Here is a 21322-nt window from a genome sequence, read left to right as displayed (position 1 = left end):
GGGCTTTTTCGTTACAGAAGATCAGGCTTCTGCTTGTACTTCGTCAGCCTGCATGCCTTTCTGGCCTTGCACAGCAACGAAAGTCACTTTCTGGCCTTCTTTCAGGCTTTTGAAGCCGTTGCCCTGAATGGCGCGGAAATGCACGAACAGATCCGGACCGCTTTCTGGAGTGATAAAACCAAAACCTTTCTCGTCGTTAAACCACTTGACGGTACCGCTCTGACGTGTGGACATTTCTTATTTCCTTTGACGCAAAAAATTAATGACAGCCTCTTTCTCATGAAAGAGTACTGGGGCTGGTTGCAGGAGAGTAAGAAGACGTCGAACGGGATGTAGCTAACTTGTAGGCTACTGCCCAGGTCACGATTCCAAGCTGACCCATGCAAACACAGTGGACAAACTCTACGCCAACTACGGGAGAAAAAACAAGCCCCGTAAATGGCCCGGTTTTACTGCGCTTCAGGTAGTTAGGTAGCCCGCTAGTTCGGGCTTAGACGATTCGCTTGTTCAATTGTTTTCGATCGTTATAAGCAAAGTTCATATTCGAATCAGTTGATAGAAAATGCACTTTTTTGTGGCGATTGCGTTACACATTAGTGCACGTATTACGCAATCGCGTTACTTATAGAAACAGTCAATCAACCACGATAGTAGCGTTGCGCAACAAATGGCATTTTGCTTACAAGCATTGCTACCTTTTTCCCACGCACGATTGCCCAAACGGTTGTATCAAGGGTGACATAAGCGCTGTCGAGGTAACCCATTGCGAGCGGACCGCCCAGAGTCGGACCGAAACCGCCGCTGCACACGCTACCGACGATATCGCCGGCTTCGTTGACGATTTCTGCGCCTTCACGCACCGGAGTGCGTTCTTGCGGCAGCAGGCCGACGCGTTTGCGGGCGACGCCATTCTGTTGCTGGGCAAAAATGTTTTCCGCCCCCGGGAACCCACCGGCGCGGGCACCATCGGCGCGGCGTGGCTTGGAGATCGCCCACAACAGGCTCGCTTCGATCGGTGTGGTCTCGGTGTTCATGTCGTGGCCGTACAGGCACAAGCCGGCTTCCAGACGCAGCGAGTCGCGAGCACCAAGGCCAATGGCCTGGACTTCCGGTTCGGCGAGCAGAGCGCGCGCAAGTTTTTCCGCGTCCGCGGCCGGTACCGAGATTTCGAAACCGTCTTCACCGGTGTAACCCGAACGGCTGACAAAGCAATCCACGCCCAACAACGACACGCGGTTGAACTGCATGAAGGTCATCTTCGCTACTTCTGGCGCAAGACGCGCCAGCACGGTAACGGCTGCCGGACCTTGCAACGCCAACAGCGCGCGCTCTTCGAACAGCGCCGTAATGGTGCACTGATCGCCAAGGTGTTTTTGCAGGTGAGCCAGATCCTGATCCTTGCACGCGGCGTTGACCACGAGGAACAGTTCATCGTTGCCGAGGTTGGCGACCATCAGGTCATCGAGAATGCCACCGGCCTCGTTGGTGAACATCGCATAGCGCTGCATGCCGACTGGCAGGTCGATGATGTCCACCGGCACCAGGGTTTCCAGGGCTTTGGCGGCATTGGCGCCGGTCAGGCGAATCTGGCCCATGTGCGAAACATCGAACAGCCCGGCCTGCTCACGGGTGTGCTGGTGTTCTTTCATCACGCCGAGCGGGTATTGCACGGGCATGTCATAGCCGGCGAACGGCACCATGCGGGCGCCGAGTTCGATGTGCAGAGCGTGCAGCGGGGTTTTCGACAGTTGTTCGGTAGACATGCGTGGCTCCTTGAAAATGTGGTTCGGGGATCGGGGGCAAGATCGAGATCAAGAGCCCCTCACCCCAGCCCTCTCCCGGAGGGAGAGGGAGTTAGTTACGTTGCTCTCCCGGAGGGAGAGGGGGCTAAATGCGATCGTCTCCCTGAGGGAGGCGGAGTTAAATAAGGCTCAGCATTCGATAATGTTGACCGCCAGACCGCCGCGGGCAGTCTCCTTGTATTTGCTTTTCATGTCGGCGCCGGTCTGGCGCATGGTGCGGATGACTTTGTCGAGGGAGACGAAATGCTGGCCGTCGCCACGCATGGCCATGCGCACGGCGTTGATGGCTTTCACCGAGCCCATCGCGTTGCGCTCGATGCACGGCACTTGCACCAGCCCGCCAATCGGGTCGCAGGTCAGGCCGAGGTTGTGTTCCATACCGATTTCCGCAGCGTTCTCGACTTGCTGAACACTGCCGCCGAGCACTTCACACAGCGCACCGGCCGCCATCGAACAGGCCACACCGACTTCACCCTGGCAGCCGACTTCGGCGCCGGAGATCGAGGCATTTTCCTTGTACAAAATGCCAATGGCCGCCGCCGTAAGCAGAAACCGTACGACGCCGTCGTCAGTCGCACCGGGGATAAAACGCATGTAGTAATGCAGCACCGCCGGAATAATCCCGGCCGCACCGTTGGTGGGCGCGGTGACCACGCGCCCGCCGTTGGCGTTTTCTTCGTTGACGGCGAGTGCGTAAAGGTTAACCCAGTCGAGTACCGACAACGGATCGCGCAGTGCCGATTCCGGGTTTTTGCACAGTTGCCGATGCAGCGCTGCCGCACGGCGCTTGACCTTCAAACCGCCGGGCAAGATGCCTTCGTTGCGGCATCCCGCAGCCACGCAGTCCTGCATCACCTGCCAGATTTTCAGCAGCCCGGCACGGGTTTCCGCTTCCGGGCGCCAGGCACTTTCGTTGGTCAGCATCACCTGGCTGATCGACAGACCGTAGGTAGCGCAATGACCGAGCAAGTCCTTGGCGCTTTTGAACGGGAAGGTCAGCGGTGTGGCGTCTTCGACGATGCGGTCGGCACCGGCCGCGTCTTCATCGACGACAAAACCGCCGCCGACCGAGTAGTACTCACGGCTATGGATCTGCAGGCCCGCTGCATCAAAGGCGCGAAAGATCATGCCGTTGGGGTGATAGGCCAGCGGCTTGCGAATCATCGCCAGATGTTCTTTCTCGTTGAACGCAATGCTGTGCTCGCCGAGCAGATTCAAACGGCCATTGCCGCGAATTTCTTGCAGGCGCGCGGCGACGGTTTCGGTATCGACGGTGTCCGGGTGTTCGCCTTCGAGGCCGAGCAGCACGGCTTTGTCGCTGCCGTGACCTTTACCGGTGGCGCCGAGGGAGCCGTAGAGTTCAATGCGCACGCTGGCGGTGGTTGTCAGCAGGTTTTCACGTCGCAGGCCTTCAGCGAAACGCGCGGCAGCGCGCATCGGGCCGACGGTGTGGGAACTGGAGGGGCCGATGCCAATCTTGAACAGGTCGAACACGCTTAACGACATGAGTGGTTCTCCGGTTTCTTGTTATAGGAATTGGCGAAACATCAGGCTGGTTAAATCCCCCTGTAGGAGCTGCCGAAGGCTGCGATCTTTTGATCCTGATCTTTCAACAGCAAGATCAAAAGATCGCAGCCTTCGGCAGCTCGTACAGGTGAATCGATGGGGGCGAGTGGCTCGCCCCTTACACTTTTAAGCGTAGCTTTCGATCGACGGGCAGGCGCAGACCAGGTTGCGGTCACCGAAGACGTTGTCGACGCGACCGACCGGTGGCCAGTATTTGCCTTCGATCAACGAAGCGACCGGATACACGGCCTGCTCGCGGCTGTACGGGTGCGTCCACTCGCCAACCAGTTCCGCTGCGGTGTGCGGAGCGTTTTTCAGCGGGTTGTCGTCCTTGTCCAGCGTGCCGTTTTCCACTGCGCGGATTTCTTCGCGGATGCGGATCATGGCGTCGCAGAAGCGATCGAGTTCTTCCTTGGATTCACTTTCGGTCGGCTCGATCATCAGCGTGCCGGCGACCGGGAACGACATGGTCGGCGCGTGGAAACCGAAGTCGATCAGGCGCTTGGCGACGTCATCAACGCTGATGCCGCTGCTGTCTTTCAACGGACGCAGATCCAGAATGCATTCGTGCGCCACCAGACCGTTGCTGCCGGTGTACAGCACTGGGTAGTGCTCTTCGAGACGACGGGAGATGTAGTTGGCATTGAGGATCGCCAGCTGCGAAGCGCGCTTCAGACCGGCGCCACCCATCATCCGAATGTACATCCAGGTGATCGGCAAAATGCTCGCGCTGCCGAAAGGTGCCGCGCAGACCGCGCCTTCCTTGCGTTCCATCTGGCCGTGGCCTGGCAGGAACGGCGTCAGGTGCGACTTGACGCCAATCGGGCCGACGCCCGGGCCACCACCGCCATGCGGGATGCAGAAGGTTTTGTGCAGGTTCAGGTGCGAGACGTCGCCGCCGAACTTGCCCGGTGCGCAGAGGCCGACCATCGCGTTCATGTTGGCGCCGTCGATGTACACCTGGCCGCCGTTGTCATGAATGATCCCGCAGATTTCGCGGATGCCTTCTTCGAACACGCCGTGGGTCGACGGGTAAGTGATCATCAGCGCGGCGAGGTGTTCGCGGTGCTCGATGGCTTTGGCGCGCAGGTCTTCGATATCGACGTTGCCGCGCGCATCGCACGCGGTGACGACAACGCGCATGCCGGCCATGTTGGCGGTGGCCGGGTTGGTGCCGTGGGCGGACGAAGGGATCAGGCAGATGTCGCGGCGTTCATCGCCACGGCTCTGGTGATAAGCACGAATCGCCAGCAGACCAGCGTATTCACCTTGCGAACCGGCGTTCGGTTGCAGCGAGATCGCGTCGTAACCGGTGGCGGCGCAGAGCATCGCTTCCAGCTCAAAGGTCAGTTGCTGATAACCGGCGCTTTGTGCGGCCGGGGCGAATGGGTGCAGCGCACCGAATTCAGCCCAGGTCACCGGGATCATTTCGCTGGCGGCGTTGAGTTTCATGGTGCACGAGCCCAGCGGGATCATGGTGCGATCCAGTGCCAGGTCCTTGTCCGCCAGTTTGCGCAGGTAGCGCATCAGCTCGGTTTCCGAGTGATAACGGTTAAACACCGGGTGGCTGAGGATTGGCGACTGACGTACCAGCGCAGCAGGAATAGTGCTCTGAACGGAAGCGGCGAGAGCAGCGAAGTCCGGCAGGGTCTTGCCGTCGGCGAACAGGCCCCACAGGGTTTCGATATCTGCCTGCGTGGTGGTTTCATCGACCGACAGGCCCAGACGCTGAGCGTCGATTACGCGCAGGTTGATCTGCGCAGCGTGCGCCTTGTCGTGCAGCGCGGCGGTTTGCGCGCCGGTGGCCACGGTCAGGGTGTCGAAGAAGCTGGCTTGTTCGACTTTCGCGCCCAGCGCGGTCAGGCCCTTGGCCAGAATGGCGGTCAGGTGATGGATGCGGTTGGCGATCTGCGTCAAGCCTTTCGGGCCATGGTAGACGGCGTACATGCTGGCGATGTTGGCCAGCAGCACTTGCGCGGTGCAGATGTTCGACGTGGCCTTCTCGCGGCGGATGTGTTGCTCGCGGGTCTGCATCGCCAGACGCAGTGCCGGCTTGCCGAAACGGTCAACGGAGACACCGACCAGACGGCCCGGCATGTCGCGCTTGAACGCATCCTTGGTGGAGAAATAAGCGGCGTGCGGGCCACCGAAGCCTAGCGGCACGCCGAAGCGTTGTGCCGAACCGATAGCGACGTCTGCGCCGAATTCGCCCGGGGCGGTCAGCAGGGTCAGGGCCAGCAGGTCAGCGGCCACGGCCACCAACGCGTTGGCGGCGTGGAAGCGCTCGGTCAGTTCGCGGTAGTCGAACACATCACCGTTGCTCGCCGGGTATTGCAGCAGTGCGCCGAAGAACGGCGTCACGTCAGTCAGTTCACGCTCATCGCCCACTACAACTTCAATACCCAGCGGCTCGGCACGGGTGCGCAGCACGTCGAGGGTTTGCGGGTGGCTGTGGATCGAGGCGAAGAATTGGTGGCTGCCTTTGTTCTTGCTCAGGCGTTTGCAGAAGGTCATGGCTTCGGCAGCAGCGGTGGCTTCGTCGAGCAGGGAGGCGTTGGCGATCGGCAGGCCGGTGAGGTCGCTGATCAGGGTCTGGAAGTTCAGCAGCGCTTCGAGACGGCCCTGGGAAATTTCCGGTTGGTACGGGGTGTAAGCGGTATACCAGGCCGGGTTTTCCAGCAGGTTGCGCAGGATCGGCGACGGCGTGTGGCAGTTGTAGTAGCCCTGGCCGATGTAAGTCTTGAACAGCTGATTCTTGCCGGCGATGGATTTGATCATCGCCAGGGCATCTGCTTCGCTGAGGCCGTCGTCCAGGCCGAGCACGCTGGTGCCCTTGATGCTTTCCGGGATGACGCTGGCGCTCAGGGCCTCGAGCGAATCGAAACCGAGGCTGTTGAGCATGGCTTGTTCGTCACCGGCGCGCGGGCCGATGTGACGGGCGATGAATTCGTTGGCGGTGCCGAGGTTGATTTGGCTCATGTCGGTATTCCTCAGGCTTCGGCTTGGGCTTTGATCAGACGGTCGTACGCGTCCTGGTCGAGCAGTTTGCCGACAGCGGCGGCGTCGCTTGGCTGGAAGCGGAAGAACCAGCCTTGGCCCAGCGGATCTTCATTGACCAGTTCCGGGCTGTCTTCCAGCGCCGGGTTGGTCGCCAGCACGTCGCCGTCGAGCGGCATGTACACGCCGCTGGCAGCTTTCACCGATTCCACGGTGGCGGCTTCGGCGCCTTTTTCGTAAGCCTGCAGCTCAGGCAGTTGCACGAACACCACGTCGCCCAAGGCGTTCTGCGCGAAAGCGGTGATGCCGACAGTAACGCTGCCGTCAGCTTCGGTGCGCAGCCATTCGTGATCTTCAGTAAAACGCAACTCGCTCATGGAAACTCCTCAGGGGGCCAGACTCGTCTGGTGGACGCGGTGGAAGGCTTGGGCAGGGAAGCCCTTTATTTATGAGGGGTTGATTAGCAAGAACGCGGCCAATGTTGATTTATCTTTATAAATCAATAGGTTAATTGTTTTGCTGAGACGATTTGAACTGAGACCTGTAGCGAAATCGCTACAGGCTGGAGCGGGGAGAAAAGCTGAACGGGATCAAAGCCTTGCACAGCAGTGATCAGAGGAGAGTGTAGCGATATCGTTCCGCTGTAGCGCTTTCAGTACAGATGAAGGTCGCTTTTAGCGCAGAAAGCGAATCTCAAATGTAGGAGCTGCCGAAGGCTGCGATCTTTTGACTTTGGTCCTTAAAAACAAAATCAAAAGATCGCAGCCTTCGGCAGCTCCTACAGGGGATTTTTGGTGTGTTCAGGGTTTGTTGGGGATGCCGTATTTGCGTAGACGATGGGCAATCGCGGTGTGCGAGGTTTGCAGGCGGCTGGCCAGTTGGCGGGTCGAGGGGTAGCTGACGTAGAGTTTTTCCAGCAGCGCTTTCTCAAAGGATTCGACCGCTTGTTCGAGGCTGTCGACGTCGCTGTCGGTCTGACGTGCGACGGAAGTGCCAGCGATGTCGAGGTCGCCGATATCCACCAGGCTGCTCTCGCAAATCGCTGCGGCGCGGAAGATCACGTTCTGCAATTGCCGAACGTTCCCCGGCCAGCGATTACCGAGCAATGCAGGATAAGTCCCCGGTGCGAGGCGGCAGACCGGTCGCTGAATCTGCGCGCAAGCCTGCTGCATGAAATAGCGCGCCAACAGCAGAATGTCCTGGCCGCGTTCCCGCAGCGGCGGCACTTCAACGTTGAGCACGTTAAGGCGATAGAACAGGTCTTCGCGGAACAGGCCTTCGCTGACCATTTTCTCCAGATCGCGGTGAGTCGCGCTGAGGATGCGCACGTTGACCTTCACCTCGCGATCACCGCCAACGCGGCGGAAGCTGCCGTCGTTCAAGAAGCGCAGTAACTTGGCCTGCAAGTACGGCGACATCTCGCCGATTTCATCGAGAAACACCGTGCCCTGGTTGGCCAGTTCCATCAGCCCCGGTTTGCCGCCACGCGCCGCACCGGTGAAGGCGCCGGGGGCGTAGCCGAACAGTTCGCTCTCGGCGAGGTTCTCCGGCAGCGCTGCGCAGTTCAACGCCAGAAAAGGCGCGCTGTGCCGCGCACTGATCGCGTGGCAGGCTCGGGCGACCAGTTCTTTGCCGGTGCCGGTTTCGCCCTGGATCAACAGTGGCGCATCAAGGGCAGCAACTCTTTGCGCGCGGGCCTTGAGCGTGCGGATCGCCGGGGATTCGCCGAGCAGCGCATCGAAACCTTCGGCGTGGTCGTGGTGCAACGCCGAGAGTTGTTCGCCGATACGGTTTGGCTGATACAGTGTCAACAGCGCGCCGGCATCGGTGATCGGCGTGGCGTCGAGCAACAGTGTCTGGCCGTTGACGGTGATCTCGCGCAGCGGCAGGCGGAAGCCGTGTTCGAGCAAAGTATCGAGCAGGGCTGGATCGTTGAACAATTCAGAAACGCTTTCACCCGCTGGTTCGCGACCGTATAACGCGATCAACGCCGGGTTAGCCAAGAGCACCTTGCCGGCACTGTCGAGGGCAAGCACCGGGTCAGTCATCGCCGCCAGCAACGCATCGAGCTGCAAGTGCCGACGCTGGCCGGGAAGAATGTCGACCACGGTCACCGCTTCCACGCCGAGCACGCGAAACAACGCATCTTTCAGTTCTTCGAGCACTTGCGGGCTGAGGGTAGGCGCGTCGATGTAGACATTCGGCGGGATCATCTCCACCGCATCCAGATTGAGATTGCGCCCACCGAGGATAGCCAGGACTTCCTGGGTGATGCCGACGCGGTCGATGAAACTGACGTGGATACGCATGGGGCGGTTCAGTGATCTGCAGAGCGGAGGGTGGCAAGTATGCCTTGGGCTTGGAGAGAGGTGAAAGCAAAAGCACCCTCACCCCAGCCCTCTCCCGGAGGGAGAGGGGGTCGATTGTGGAATGCTCACGAGGTACGCCGACCTGAAAATACGGCTGTGAATCCATAAGCGACTCGGTCTTTCAGGTCGATATTTGCCGTCAGACACTTCGGTCAGTCCCCTCTCCCGGAGGGAGAGGGGGTCGATTGTGGAATGCTCACGAGGTACGCCGACCTGAAATACGGCTGTGAATCCATAAGCAACTCGGTCTTTCAGGTCGATATTTTCCGTCAGACACTTCGGTCAGTCCCCTCTCCCTCTGGGAGAGGGGGTCGATTGTGGAATGCTCACGAGGTACGCCGACCTGAAAATACGGCTGTGAATCCATAAGCGACTCAGTCTATCAGGTCGATATTTGCCGTCAGACACTTCGGTCAGTCCCCTCTCCCGGAGGGAGAGGGGGTCGATTGTGGAATGCTCACGAGGTACGCCGACCTGAAATACGGCTGTGAATCCATAAGCAACTCGGTCTTTCAGGTCGATATTTGCCGTCAGACACTTCGGTCAGTCCCCTCTCCCGGAGGGAGAGGGGGTCGATTGTGGAATGCTCACGAGGTACGCCGACCTGAAAATACGGCTGTGAATCCATAAGCGACTCGGTCTTTCAGGTCGATATTTGCCGTCAGACACTTCGGTCAGTCCCCTCTCCCTCTGGGAGAGGGCTAGGGTGAGGGGCTTTTGAGGTTTACTCGAAATGCTCGGGATTGACCGGATCCCCGGACTGCATATTCAACTTCTGCCGAATGTCTTCAAACATCAAGTCGTAATGCTTGTGCACCGAACCGATCTGGCTGTGCGCCTTGGGAATTCCGTACTTCTCGGCAATCCGGGTCACGTCACGGGCGAAGTTGTAAGCCTCTTCCTTGGGCAGGAAAAACGTTTCCTTCATGTCCTTGCCCTGCATATTGCCGTGCAGGGTGAACTGTATCCCTTTGCCTTTTTGCGGGTCGGTGAACACTTCATAGTCGAGGTGCACGTTGTAATTGACGTCATCGTCCGTCAACGCATGCCGCTCGATATGCAAATGACCAGGTTCGAATTGGGCCATGGGTTTCTCCTTTCAAGGCATGGGAGAAGGGCAGGCCTGGGGCCTGCCCCCGCAGTTTCTTCTTATCGGTAGGTGATGCCGGGCTTCGCGGTGGTCACACGAGTACCGGCGGTGCCCTGGACGATGGCTTCGATATCCGCCAGCGAACCGATCACCGCAACCTTGCCAGTATGGCGCGCGAACTCGCAGGCTGCCTGCACCTTCGGTCCCATGGAACCGGCGGCGAAACCGAGGCGTTCGAGTTCATCCGGGTGCGCTTCAGCGATGGCTTTCTGGGTCGGTTTGCCGTAGTCGATGAACGCCGCGTTGACGTCGGTGGCGATCACCAGCAGATCCGCTTCCAGTTGCTCGGCGAGCAGCGAGGAGCACAGATCTTTGTCGATCACCGCCTCGATGCCTTTGAGGTTGCGGTTCTCGTCGTACATGGTCGGAATCCCGCCGCCACCAGCGCAAATCACGATGCTGCCCTTGTCCAGCAACCACTTGATCGGGCGGATTTCGAAGATGCGTTTTGGTCGTGGACTGGCCACGACACGACGGTACTTATCGCCATCCGGGGCAATCGCCCAGCCTTTGTCGGCGGCGAGTTTTTCCGCTTCGGCCTTGTCGTAGACCGGGCCGATCGGCTTGGTCGGGTTCTTGAAGGCGGGGTCGTTGGCGTCGACCTCAACCTGGGTCAGCAGGGTCGCGAACGGCACTTCGAAGTCGAGCAGGTTGCCCAGTTCCTGTTCGATGATGTAGCCGATCATGCCTTCGGTTTCCGCACCGAGCACGTCCAGCGGGTAAGGGGTGACGGAAGTGTAGGCCGCCGCTTGCAGCGACAGCAGACCGACTTGCGGGCCATTGCCGTGGGCGATGACCAGTTGGTTGCCGGGGTGAATCTTGGCGATTTGCTCGGTGGCGATGCGGATGTTGGCGCGCTGATTGTCAGCGGTCATCGGCTCACCACGGCGGAGCAGGGCGTTACCGCCCAGCGCTACGACGATACGCATGGTGCATGTCCTTTTCGTGTTGATCGTTCCCACGCTCTGCGTGGGAATGCCGCCACGGACGCTCCGCGTCCGCTGTGACGCAGAGCGTCACGGGATGCATTCCCACGCGGGAGCGTGGGAACGATCATGGATCAGCAGTGGTTAGAGATCAGCGAGGGTCGAGACCAGAATCGCCTTGATCGTGTGCATGCGGTTTTCCGCTTGCTCGAAGGCGATGCAGGCTGGCGACTCGAACACGTCGTCGGTCACTTCGATGCCGTTTTTCAGGTGCGGATACTGCTCGGCGATTTGCTTGCCGACTTTGGTATCGCTGTTGTGGAACGCCGGCAGGCAGTGCATGAACTTGGTGCGCGGGTTGCCGGTGGCTTTCATCAGCTCGGCGTTGACCTGATACGGCAGCAGTTGCTGGATACGTTCGGCCCAGGCTTCCACCGGTTCGCCCATCGACACCCAAACGTCGGTGTGGATGAAGTCGACGCCTTTGACCGCCGCTTTCGGGTCTTCAGTGAGGGTGATGCGCGCACCGCTTTCTTCGGCGTACTTGTTGCAGCGCTCGACCAGATCGTCATGTGGCCACAGGGCTTTCGGCGCGCAGATGCGCACGTCCATGCCGAGCTTGGCGCCGACCAGCAGCAGCGAGTTGCCCATGTTGTTGCGCGCGTCGCCGAGGTAGGCGTAGCTGATGTCATGGATCGGCTTGTCGGCGTGTTCACGCATGGTCAGCACGTCGGCGATCATTTGCGTCGGGTGATATTCATCGGTCAGGCCGTTGAACACCGGTACGCCAGCGAACTTGGCCAGCTCTTCGACGATTTCCTGTTTGAAGCCACGGTACTCGATGGCGTCGTACATGCGCCCCAGCACGCGGGCGGTGTCTTTCATGCTTTCTTTGTGACCGATCTGCGAAGAGTTCGGGTCGATGTAAGTGACGTTGGCGCCTTGGTCATACGCCGCCACTTCGAACGCGCAACGGGTACGGGTCGAAGTTTTTTCAAAGATCAGGGCGATGTTGTTGCCCTTCAGGTGCTGTTGCTCGGTGCCGGTGTATTTGGCGCGTTTGAGGTCGCGGGACAGGTCGAGCAGGTAACGCAGCTCACGTGGGGTGTGGTGTTCCAGGCTGAGCAGGTTACGGTTGTGAATGTTAAAAGCCATGATGGATCTCCTTCGGTGTCGGTTATCCCCCTGGCCGCACGTTGTAAGTGTCGGCCAGGGCTCAGAGGTTTAGTAATCGATCGGGTCGCGGATGATCGGGCAGGTCATGCAGTGGCCGCCGCCACGGCCACGACCCAGCTCACCGGCGCTGATGGTGATGACTTCCACGCCGGCCTTGCGCAGCAGGGTATTGGTGTAGGTATTGCGGTCGTAGCCGATGACCACGCCCGGCTCCACGGCCACCACGTTGTTGCCGTCGTCCCACTGTTCGCGTTCGGCGGCGAAGCTGTTGCCGCCGGTTTCCACCACGCGCAGCTTCGGCAGGTTGAGGGCTTTGGCCACGGTGTCGAGGAAGGTGCCTTCTTCGCGGCGGATGTCGATGCCGCCCTGTTTGCTCTCGTCTGGTCGCAGGGTGAAGGCGACGATCTGATTGACCACCTCAGGGAAAATCGTCACCAGGTCGCGGTCGCAGAAGCTGAACACGGTGTCGAGGTGCATCGCCGCGCGGGATTTTGGCAGGCCGGCAACGATGACTTTTTCCACGGCTTTGTTCTTGAACAGGTTCAGCGCCAGTTGGCCAATGGCCTGACGCGATGAACGTTCGCCCATGCCGATCAGCACCACGCCGTTGCCGATTGGCATGACGTCGCCGCCTTCAAGGGTGGAGCTGCCGTGCTCCTTGTCCGGGTCGCCGTACCAGATTTCGAATTCGGCGTTGGTGAACTGCGGATGGAATTTGTAGATGGCGGTCGCCAGCAGGGTTTCCTGACGACGCGCCGGCCAGTACATCGGATTCAGCGTCACGCCGCCGTAAATCCAGCAGGTAGTGTCGCGGGTGAACTGGGTGTTCGGCAGCGGCGGCAGAATGAAGCTCGAATGGCCGAGGAAATCGCGGAACATCTGGATGGTCTTGCCACCGAAGCTGTCCGGCAGATCATCGGCGGACACGCCGCCAATGAGGAACTCGGCGATGTGCCGTGGTTCGAGGCTCTTCAGCCAGGATTTGACTTCGTTGATCAGGCCCAGGCCCACCGAGTCGGCGGTGACCTTGCGCTCGAGAATCCAGTCCAGCGCTTCGGGGATGGCGACGATGTCGGTCAGCAGGTTGTGCATTTCCAGCACATCGATGCCGCGCTCGCGCATTTTGGTGACGAAGTCGAAATGGTCGCGCTTGGCCTGGGCCACCCAGAGCACGTCATCGAAGAGCAGCTCGTCGCAGTTGTTCGGGGTCAGCCGCTGATGGGCCAGACCTGGGGAGCAAACCATGACTTTGCGCAGTTTGCCGGCTTCGGAATGGACGCCGTACTTAACTTTTTCCGTGGTCATTGCAGTGATCCTCCAGATTACAAATCAAGGGTTACAGAGTCAGGAAGCCGTCGTAGAGACCGTAGGCTGCCACCAGGGCACCCACGACCACTGCGGCGAAAAGCAGCTTCTCGACGTTAGTGAAAATCGGTTGTTTGAGTTCCAGCTTGGCTTTGGCGAACAGGATCGCGCCAGGTGCGTAGAGCAGGGCCGAGAGCAGCAAGTACTTGACCCCGCCGGCATACAGCAGCCACACCGCGTAGATCAGCGCGATGCCGCCGATAATCAGATCCTTGCGCCGTTCGGCCGCAAAGCCCTCGTAGCTTTCGCCGCGCACCGCCAGCAGCAGGGCGTAAGCCGCCGACCACAGGTAGGGCACCAGAATCATCGAAGTGGCGAGGTAGATCAGCGACAGGTAAGTACTCGCCGAGAACAGCGTGATGATCAGGAAGATCTGCACCATCGCGTTGGTCAGCCACAGGGCATTGACCGGTACGTGGTTGGCGTTTTCCTTACGCAGGAACTCCGGCATGGTGTGGTCTTTGGCGGCGGCGAACATGATCTCCGCACACAGCAGCACCCAGGACAGCAGCGCACCCAGCAAGGAGATAATCAGACCGACGCTGATCAGCACCGCACCCCAGTGACCGACCACGTGCTCAAGCACGGCCGCCATCGACGGGTTCTGCAGTTTCGCCAGTTCCGGCTGAGTCATGATGCCCAGCGACAGCACGTTCACCAGCACCAAAAACAGCAGCACGGTGATGAAGCCGATCACGGTGGCTTTACCGACGTCCGAGCGTTTTTCGGCGCGGGCGGAAAAGATGCTCGCGCCTTCGATGCCGATGAACACCCACACGGTGACCAGCATCATGTTGCGCACCTGGTTCATCACGCTGCCCAGATCCGGGTTTTTGATGCCCCAGATGTCAGCGGTGAAGATGTCCAGTTTGAAGGCGAACACCGCGATCAATACGAATAGCACCAGCGGTACGACCTTGGCGACCGTGGTCACGAGGTTGATGAACGCCGCTTCCTTGATCCCGCGCAGCACCAGGAAGTGCACGGCCCACAACAGCACCGAAGCGCCAATCACCGCAGCAACCGTGTTGCCCTCACCGAAAATCGGGAAGAAGTAGCCGAGGGTACTGAACAACAGAACGAAGTAGCCGACGTTGCCCAGCCAGGCACTGATCCAGTAACCCCACGCGGATGAGAAACCCATGTAGTCGCCGAAACCGGCCTTGGCGTAGGCGTAGACGCCGCCGTCCAGGTCAGGCTTGCGATTGGCGAGGGTTTGAAAGACAAAAGCGAGGGTGAGCATGCCGACAGCGGTGATGGCCCAACCGATCAGTACCGCACCGACGTCGGCGCTGGCGGCCATGTTTTGTGGCAAAGAGAATATCCCGCCACCGATCATCGAGCCGACTACCAATGCAACCAGTGCACCTAGTCGTAGTTTTCCGGGAGCTTCAGACATTGCATGACTCCATTGCAGGAGAGAAGAGATCACAGCGTAGTTCTGTTGTCTGTTCAAACAGCTGACTTAGATCAGTGCATGGTCACATTCCATTGTTAATGAATGACTTAGGAAACCACTGCAGGCATAAAGCTATTGTCTGAAATGCCCGTCCTAGAGGCTTTCTGGTGGAGTGCTTGGGAATGGCTATTATTACTTTCGAATTATCACGCTAGTTCTTTTTCAGCTTTTGGCAAATTTTTCGCATCTGTTTTCAGTACAGAGTTGATTTATCAGGATTCGCGCACAAAACCGACTTACCGTGCTAGGCGTTAGCGTCATCGGCTATATATAAATGGGCGTTTGTTGGCGTTATCTAATAAACGTATTTACTCTTTACCCATTTAGTTAGTTAAGACATAAACCTGTGGCGAGGGGATTTATCCCCTTTGGGTGGCGAAGCCGCCCCAAACCCTGAGTACTCGGTCTGTCTGATACACCGCGCTGACTGGATCTGGGGCGGCTGCGCCACCCATCGGGGATAAATCCCCTCGCCACAGGTATAAACAGGTTTCGAGAACCGTTGTCAGGACAAGGGAGATTTGAATGTCGCAACCGACGCAAAAGCTGCGATTAGGCGCGTTGATCGCCCTGGTGGTGGGTTCGATGATTGGCGGGGGGATTTTCTCGCTGCCGCAGAACATGGCGGCGCGCGCCGATGCCGGGGCGATCCTGATCGGTTGGGGCATTACCGCGATCGGCATGCTGACCCTGGCGTTCGTTTTTCAGACCTTGGCCAACCGCAAGCCCGAACTGGATTCAGGCGTGTATGCCTACGCCAAGGCCGGGTTTGGCGACTACATGGGTTTCTCGTCGGCGTGGGGTTACTGGATCAGCGCGTGGCTGGGCAACGTCGGCTATTTCGTTCTGCTGTTCAGCACGCTGGGTTACTTCTTTCCGGTATTCGGTCAGGGCAACACGCCAATCGCCATCGCCTGCGCCTCGGTGCTGCTGTGGGCCGTGCATTTTCTGGTGATGCGCGGGATCAAGGAGGCGGCGCTGATCAATCAGCTGACCACCGTGGCCAAGGTCGTGCCGCTGATCATGTTCATCGTCATCGCGGCGGTAGCGTTCAAGGCCGACATTTTTACCCGCGACATCTGGGGCACCAGCAACCCGAATTTCGGCGGGGTGATGGATCAGGTGCGCAATATGATGCTGGTCACCGTGTTCGTGTTCATCGGTATCGAAGGCGCCAGCGTGTACTCGGCGCGGGCGGAGAAACGTAGCGACGTTGGCCGCGCCACGGTGATCGGTTTTGTCGGCGTGCTGGCGCTGCTGGTGCTGGTCAATGTGCTGTCGCTGGGGATCATGAGCCAGCCGGAACTGGCCAACCTGCAGAACCCGTCGCTGGCGGCGGTGCTCGAACACATCGTCGGGCCGTGGGGCGCGCTCTTGATCAGCATCGGTCTGGCGATTTCACTGCTCGGTGCGTTGTTGTCGTGGGCATTGCTCTGCGCGGAGATTCTCTTCGCCACGGCGAAGGACAAGACCATGCCGGCGTTTCTGAAAAAGGAAAACAACAATCACGTGCCGGTCAATGCGTTGTGGCTGACCAACGCGATGATCCAGATTTTCCTGCTGATCACGCTGTTTTCGGCGGGCACCTACACCAGCCTGATTTATCTGGCCTCGTCGATGATTCTGGTGCCGTACCTGTGGTCGGCGGCGTACGCGGTGTTGCTCAGCGGGCGCGGCGAAACCTACGAACACGCCTCGGCCGAGCGCACCAAGGATCTGCTGATCGGCGGCATCGCCCTCGGTTATGCGGTGTGGTTGCTGTACGCCGGCGGGGTGAAGTATCTGCTGCTGTCAGCCTTGCTGTATGCACCGGGGGTGATCCTGTTTGCCAAGGCCAAGCATGAGGCGGGTGAGCCGTTGTTCACCCATGTCGAGAAGGGCATTTTTACCTGCGTGGTCATCGGCGCGGGGCTGGCGGCTTACGGTCTTTACAGCGGATTACTGTCGTTGTGAGATTGGCGCTTGAGTATCAGCCGCCGTATGACTGGGCGGCGATGTTGGGGTTTCTTGCGGCGCGGGCGGTGGTCGGGATGGAGTCGGTCGTCGACGGTGTTTATTCGCGCAGCATTGGCTTGAAGGGTGTCCACGGGACGGTATCGATCTGGCAGGAAGCGGGTGATGCGTTGCAGGTTGAGCTGGATTTTCCTGATCCGGCGGCACTGCCCGAGATCGTTGCCAGATTACGGCGGATGTTTGATCTGGATGCCGATGTGGCGCTGATTCAACGGCATCTGGCCAATGATCCTTTGCTGGCGCGGTTGATCACCGAACGACCGGGCTTGCGGATTCCCGGGGCGTGGGATGGGTTGGAACTGGCGTTTCGCGCGGTGCTTGGGCAGCAGATTACCGTGGTTGCGGCAATTCGTCTGGCCGGCAAACTGGTTGCGCAATATGGCGCGCCACTGGTTTCAGGGGTGCCTGGATTGACGCATGTTTTTCCCGACGCGAGTGTGCTGGCGGGTGCCGATCTGGCGGCGTTGGGCATGCCGAAAAGTCGCGGGCGTACGCTGTCTGGGGTGGCGCAGGCATTGCTCGACGAACCACTATTTTTTGAGCCGAATCGAGACGGTGGCGTGGCGCGGTTGTTGGCGTTGCACGGGATTGGCGAGTGGACGGCGCAGTACATTGCACTGCGGCAGTTGCGCGATATGGATGGTTTTCCCCATGGCGATGTCGGGTTGTTGCGGGCGTTGGAAGTGCTGGAAGGACAGCGGCCGACGGCGCGGGAGTTGGCTGTGCGGGCGGAGGTTTGGCGGCCTTATCGCGGGCATGCGGCGCAGCTTTTGTGGACATCCTTGAGCCGCGCGGACTGATCCGGAAGTTGCGTGGCCAATTCAGGCGCTATCGCGAGCAGGCTCACTCCTACAGTTGACCGCATTTCTACTGATGGAATGCGGTCAACTGTAGGAGTGAGCCTGCTCGCGATAGCGGTTTCAGATTCACCACTGTGGGCGGTGTGAACCCAAGTCCGTGGCAGGCAACGCCCACTCCAGCGGTGTGCCGCGGATCTTTATCGGCGCCAGCAACCGATGCGCCGACCCCCACGGTGTCTGCTCCAGAAAGGAATCCTGATCCTGCTCATCCTCGTCGCGTAAAACTTCACCCGTGCCAGGCCCACACTCAATCAACAACTTCGCCGTCCGCGCCAGCGACAACCGCGCCGCGCCACCGCGACCGGTCTCCAAACGCTCGGTCAACAGTCGGATCGCACTCGCCGCCATCACATACCCGGTCGCATGATCCAGCCCCTGCACCGGCAACGGCGTCGGTTTGTCAGCTTGCTGCCAACGCTGCCCGGCCTCGGCGATGCCGCTGCTCATCTGCACCAGACTGTCGAAACCGCGGCGGTTCTGCCATGGGCCGCTCCAGCCGTAGGCGTTGAGGCTGACGTCGATCAGACCCGGTGCCAGTTGCCGGCGGCGTTCGGCGCCGAAACCGAGGTGTTCCAGTGCGTCGGCGCGGTAGCCGTGGAGCAGAATATCGGCTTGCTTGAGGAGGTTTTCGAACACCGCGCGATCCTCCGGATCCTGCAGATCCAGACGCGCACAGCGTTTGCCGAGGGTCATTTCCGGCACCACACCGGGCTCGTTCCAGGTCGGCGGGTCGATGCGCAATACGTCAGCGCCAAGGCCGGCGAGAAAGCGACTGGCGGTGGGGCCAGCCAGAACGCGCGTCAGATCCAGCACCTTGATCCCGGCCAATGGTCGCTCGACCGAGCCTTGCCACGGTTGCGCGTTTTCATCCGGCGAATCGAGAAAATGCACCAGCGGCTCGGCATTCACCGCCAACCCTTGCGGATGATGTTGCCACTGCGCCCAACTGCGCATTTCGGCGGCGCAACCCTTGGCCTCGACCACCGCTTGCTCCAGATCCGTGCTCGCCCATTGCGCGACTTTCGCCGCCATCACCGTTCGGTCAGCGCAGGCGCCGAGCACGCTTTCGGCAGCGGCGCGATGGTGCGGGGCGTTGGTGTGCAGGCGGATCCAGCCGTCTTTCGTTGCATAGTCACCGGCAATCGGATCCCACAGCGGTGGCACTTGCCAGCCGCTCGGGCGGAGCGAGCTGGAGAACCAGAACGAAGCCAATCGACGGTCGACTGCAATGGCCGGCAAATGACCGGTCTGCTGCTGGATCAATTCGCTGACGGCCTGAGCGGCAGCGGCGATGCTCGCGCACGCAAGGTCAGTGACGGCGAACGCCGAGGGCAGGGCGCCGTGATCGGTGAACGGAATCGGCGTGTGCGGCAAGCCGAGTGCGGCTTGAATGGACGTGAGTAAATCAGTCATCGAAGGCCCTCCGGAGCGAGAGGGCGATGATAGTGCAAAACATTATTGGATTAGATGAAAGCTCCTGTAGGAGTGAGCCTGTTCGCGATCGCGGTAGATCAGTCGACACATGTTCCACTGATCCACCGCGATCGCGAGCAGGCTCACTCCTACAAGGGAAATGCGGTGTGGTTTAGACGCGGAACTGGTCCATCAATTTCATCTGTTGGCTGGCCAAGGCATTGAGCTGGCTGCTGATCGCTGCCGATTCAGTGGCTTGCCCGGTCAGGGTTTCGGTCACGGTACGAATGGCCGAAACGTTGCGGTTAACCTCCTCGGCCACCGCGCTCTGCTGCTCGGCGGCGCTGGCGATTTGCAGGTTCATGTCGCTGATCACCGTTACCGCGTCGCTGATCTTGCCCAATGCATCGACCGCCTGACGAATCTGCCCGGCGTTGTGGTGCGCCTGAGTCTGGCTCGAATGCATGGTCGCGACCACGCCACGGGTGCCGGTCTGAATGCGCTCGATCACCACGCGAATTTCTTCCACCGAATCCTGCGTGCGTTTGGCGAGGTTACGCACTTCGTCGGCGACCACCGCGAAACCACGCCCGCTCTCACCGGCACGTGCCGCTTCAATCGCCGCATTGAGCGCCAGCAGGTTGGTCTGTTCGGCGATGCTGCGGATCACTTCCAGCACCGAGCCGATCTGCTCGCTATTGACCGCCAACGCTTCGACCTCGGTCACCGCTTTGCTGACTTCATCGGCCAGTTGGTTGATGTCGCGGGTGCTGCGCTCGATGATCGACATGCCATCCCTGGCCGACTGATCGGCACCTTTCGCGGCATTCGCGGCGTTGGATGCGCTGTTAGCGACGTCGTGGGCGGTGGCGCTCATTTCGTTGGAGGCGGTCGCAACCTGATCGATCTCGCGGAACTGCACCTGCATGCCTTCACTGGTCTGACGGGCGATTTCCGAAGACTGGTCGGCAGTGCCGCGCGCTTCGGTGATGCTCTGCTTGATCTGCGCGATGGTCGGTTGCAGCTTGTCGAGGAAACGGTTGAACCAGTTCACCAGTTCACCCAGCTCATCTTTTTTGCTGTAGTTCAGGCGTTGGGTCAAATCACCTTCACCGCTGGCGATGTTCTTCAGCATCTCGGCGACGCTGTTGATCGGCCGGGTCACACCGGACGCCGTGAGCCAGATCAGCAACAGGCCAACAAGACCGGCGGCGACGGCGACCAGCAGTGCGGTGATCACGCCGGTTTCCTGGGCGTCGTCGAGCACTGCTTGCAGCTTGACCGAATCGGCCAGCAACACGTGTTTCGGCAGGTCGATGACCACGCCCCAGGCACGCGAGTTGCCGATCGGGTCAACCGGGTACACGGCACGAATCAGCTCGCCCTGTTCGAGAATCTTCGGTGTGCCGGAGGTCAGCAGTTGCAGGACATCCTTGCCATCGGCACCGAGGGTGTCGCTGATTTTTTTGCCGACTTTGCTCGCGTCGGAACTGTCGGCACCGAGCACGCCGCTGCCGGAGACAATCAGCATGTGCCCGGCGTTGTTGAACAGGTTGCGCTGGGAATCCACGGCGGCCGCTTGCAAGGCGTCGAGGGCAATGTCGACACCGACCACGCCGATGGCCTTGCCGTCGATGATCAGTGGTACGGAAATGGTCGTCATGAGCATTTCCTTGTTGCCCACGGTGTCGGCATACGGGTCAAGCAAGCAGGTGCGCTTGTTGTCGCGAGGGCAGGTGTACCAACTGTTGTACGGCGTGCCGCTGACGCTGAGGGTGGTTTTGGTCAGGTCTTCTTCGACCATGATGGTGTTCAGCGAGGAACCGGCGGCGCGACTCCAGTAAGTCGCGAAGCGCCCGGCTTCGTTGGACTGGCGCGCGGCGTCGCTGACGAATTCACTGTCCTTGCCATCGAGGCCGTTCGGTTCAAAGGCGAGCCAGATGCCGAGCACTTTGTCGTTGCGCTCGAAGGCGGTTTTCAGGCTCAGGTTCAACTCTTCGCGCAGGGCGCCGGCGTCCAGCGAGCGCTTGGCGGCCATCACCCGCATGTCCTTGATCTGGTCAGCCAGGGCGGTGATCACCGTCAGGCTTTCGCCGAAGGTTTTCTGCACCCGCACCGCTTGTTCGGCGGCCTTGGCTTGCAGCAGGTTCTGCACACTGGCGGTGAGCAGCTGATTGCTGGAATTGCTGACCAGTTCGTCGTTCTGGTTGGTCTGGTAAATGTTCA

At 59.8% G+C, this 21322-nt stretch carries 14 protein-coding genes and 2 pseudogenes; 2 read left to right on the top strand and 14 right to left on the bottom strand.

All coding sequences use genetic code 11. The features are described 5' to 3' along the window. Positions 1-21 precede the first annotated feature (21 nt). From QOL84_RS27350 to arcD (QOL84_RS27300), 11 genes are all read right to left on the bottom strand, one after another. Positions 22-234 (bottom strand): cold-shock protein, encoded by a 213-nt coding sequence (locus QOL84_RS27350; protein WP_003227496.1) that lies wholly within the window; start codon positions 232-234, stop codon positions 22-24. Positions 235-638: 404 nt separating this feature from the next. Beyond that, positions 639-1763 (bottom strand): glycine cleavage system aminomethyltransferase GcvT, encoded by a 1125-nt coding sequence (gcvT, locus tag QOL84_RS27345; protein ID WP_283439244.1) that lies wholly within the window; start codon positions 1761-1763, stop codon positions 639-641. A gap of 168 nt (positions 1764-1931) precedes the next feature. Beyond that, on the bottom strand, positions 1932-3308 hold the full coding sequence (locus tag QOL84_RS27340; RefSeq protein ID WP_283439243.1) for an L-serine ammonia-lyase: 1377 nt from the start codon (positions 3306-3308) through the stop codon (positions 1932-1934). 186 nt (positions 3309-3494) lie between these two features. Continuing rightward, a complete protein-coding gene (gene gcvP, locus QOL84_RS27335; protein ID WP_283439242.1) occupies positions 3495-6347 on the bottom strand; it encodes an aminomethyl-transferring glycine dehydrogenase in 2853 nt (950 codons plus the stop codon). 11 nt (positions 6348-6358) lie between these two features. Further along, complete coding sequence (gcvH, locus tag QOL84_RS27330; RefSeq protein ID WP_283439241.1) at positions 6359-6742, bottom strand: glycine cleavage system protein GcvH; 384 nt, start codon at positions 6740-6742, stop codon at positions 6359-6361. A 423-nt stretch (positions 6743-7165) separates the two neighbouring features. After that, positions 7166-8674 carry a sigma-54-dependent transcriptional regulator gene (locus tag QOL84_RS27325; RefSeq protein WP_283439240.1) on the bottom strand — a complete coding sequence of 503 codons (1509 nt, stop codon included), beginning with the start codon at positions 8672-8674 and terminating at the stop codon, positions 7166-7168. A gap of 784 nt (positions 8675-9458) precedes the next feature. After that, the gene (locus QOL84_RS27320; protein ID WP_283439239.1) at positions 9459-9821 is read right to left on the bottom strand and encodes a DUF5064 family protein; all 363 of its coding nucleotides are present in this window, start codon (positions 9819-9821) and stop codon (positions 9459-9461) included. Between the two features lie 62 nt (positions 9822-9883). Next, a complete protein-coding gene (gene arcC, locus QOL84_RS27315) occupies positions 9884-10813 on the bottom strand; it encodes a carbamate kinase (RefSeq protein ID WP_129395215.1) in 930 nt (309 codons plus the stop codon). A gap of 141 nt (positions 10814-10954) precedes the next feature. Beyond that, positions 10955-11965 (bottom strand): ornithine carbamoyltransferase, encoded by a 1011-nt coding sequence (locus QOL84_RS27310; RefSeq protein WP_283439238.1) that lies wholly within the window; start codon positions 11963-11965, stop codon positions 10955-10957. Between the two features lie 69 nt (positions 11966-12034). After that, a complete protein-coding gene (gene arcA, locus QOL84_RS27305) occupies positions 12035-13291 on the bottom strand; it encodes an arginine deiminase (protein WP_008086806.1) in 1257 nt (418 codons plus the stop codon). 31 nt (positions 13292-13322) lie between these two features. Further along, complete coding sequence (gene arcD / locus QOL84_RS27300; protein ID WP_283439237.1) at positions 13323-14750, bottom strand: arginine-ornithine antiporter; 1428 nt, start codon at positions 14748-14750, stop codon at positions 13323-13325. 585 nt (positions 14751-15335) lie between these two features. Here arcD (QOL84_RS27300) and arcD (QOL84_RS27295) point away from each other — a divergent pair. Then, the gene (gene arcD / locus QOL84_RS27295; protein ID WP_129395210.1) at positions 15336-16763 is read left to right on the top strand and encodes an arginine-ornithine antiporter; all 1428 of its coding nucleotides are present in this window, start codon (positions 15336-15338) and stop codon (positions 16761-16763) included. Beyond that, complete coding sequence (locus QOL84_RS27290; RefSeq protein ID WP_283439236.1) at positions 16760-17623, top strand: DNA-3-methyladenine glycosylase family protein; 864 nt, start codon at positions 16760-16762, stop codon at positions 17621-17623. Before arcD (QOL84_RS27295) ends, QOL84_RS27290 begins: the two co-directional genes overlap by 4 nt. Positions 17624-17749: 126 nt before the next feature. Here QOL84_RS27290 and QOL84_RS27285 read toward each other — a convergent pair whose 3' ends face one another. From QOL84_RS27285 to QOL84_RS29620, 3 genes and pseudogenes are all read right to left on the bottom strand, one after another. Next, positions 17750-19096: a CoA transferase gene (locus QOL84_RS27285; RefSeq protein ID WP_283439235.1), complete on the bottom strand. Its 1347-nt coding sequence runs from the start codon at positions 19094-19096 to the stop codon at positions 17750-17752. Between the two features lie 172 nt (positions 19097-19268). After that, positions 19269-19796: pseudogene (locus QOL84_RS29625) on the bottom strand (methyl-accepting chemotaxis protein); the annotation flags it as partial. Between the two features lie 330 nt (positions 19797-20126). Further along, positions 20127-21134: pseudogene (locus QOL84_RS29620) on the bottom strand (methyl-accepting chemotaxis protein); the annotation flags it as partial. Positions 21135-21322: the final 188 nt, after the last annotated feature.

This window comes from Pseudomonas helmanticensis, from assembly GCF_900182985.1.
GTDB classification, from domain to species: domain Bacteria; phylum Pseudomonadota; class Gammaproteobacteria; order Pseudomonadales; family Pseudomonadaceae; genus Aquipseudomonas; species Aquipseudomonas helmanticensis.
Note: the sequence above shows the minus strand (reverse complement) of the source record. Positions and strands in the feature narration are given on the sequence as shown.

What these genes read in the sequence shown, in the direction of transcription:
- QOL84_RS27350 (WP_003227496.1), bottom strand. Translation starts at nt 234, where the DNA reads ATGTCCACACGTCAGAGCGGTACCGTCAAGTGGTTTAACGACGAGAAA.
- gcvT (WP_283439244.1), bottom strand. Translation starts at nt 1,763, where the DNA reads ATGTCTACCGAACAACTGTCGAAAACCCCGCTGCACGCTCTGCACATC.
- QOL84_RS27340 (WP_283439243.1), bottom strand. Translation starts at nt 3,308, where the DNA reads ATGTCGTTAAGCGTGTTCGACCTGTTCAAGATTGGCATCGGCCCCTCC.
- gcvP (WP_283439242.1), bottom strand. Translation starts at nt 6,347, where the DNA reads ATGAGCCAAATCAACCTCGGCACCGCCAACGAATTCATCGCCCGTCAC.
- gcvH (WP_283439241.1), bottom strand. Translation starts at nt 6,742, where the DNA reads ATGAGCGAGTTGCGTTTTACTGAAGATCACGAATGGCTGCGCACCGAA.
- QOL84_RS27325 (WP_283439240.1), bottom strand. Translation starts at nt 8,674, where the DNA reads ATGCGTATCCACGTCAGTTTCATCGACCGCGTCGGCATCACCCAGGAA.
- QOL84_RS27320 (WP_283439239.1), bottom strand. Translation starts at nt 9,821, where the DNA reads ATGGCCCAATTCGAACCTGGTCATTTGCATATCGAGCGGCATGCGTTG.
- arcC (WP_129395215.1), bottom strand. Translation starts at nt 10,813, where the DNA reads ATGCGTATCGTCGTAGCGCTGGGCGGTAACGCCCTGCTCCGCCGTGGT.
- QOL84_RS27310 (WP_283439238.1), bottom strand. Translation starts at nt 11,965, where the DNA reads ATGGCTTTTAACATTCACAACCGTAACCTGCTCAGCCTGGAACACCAC.
- arcA (WP_008086806.1), bottom strand. Translation starts at nt 13,291, where the DNA reads ATGACCACGGAAAAAGTTAAGTACGGCGTCCATTCCGAAGCCGGCAAA.
- arcD (WP_283439237.1), bottom strand. Translation starts at nt 14,750, where the DNA reads ATGTCTGAAGCTCCCGGAAAACTACGACTAGGTGCACTGGTTGCATTG.
- arcD (WP_129395210.1), top strand. Translation starts at nt 15,336, where the DNA reads ATGTCGCAACCGACGCAAAAGCTGCGATTAGGCGCGTTGATCGCCCTG.
- QOL84_RS27285 (WP_283439235.1), bottom strand. Translation starts at nt 19,096, where the DNA reads ATGACTGATTTACTCACGTCCATTCAAGCCGCACTCGGCTTGCCGCAC.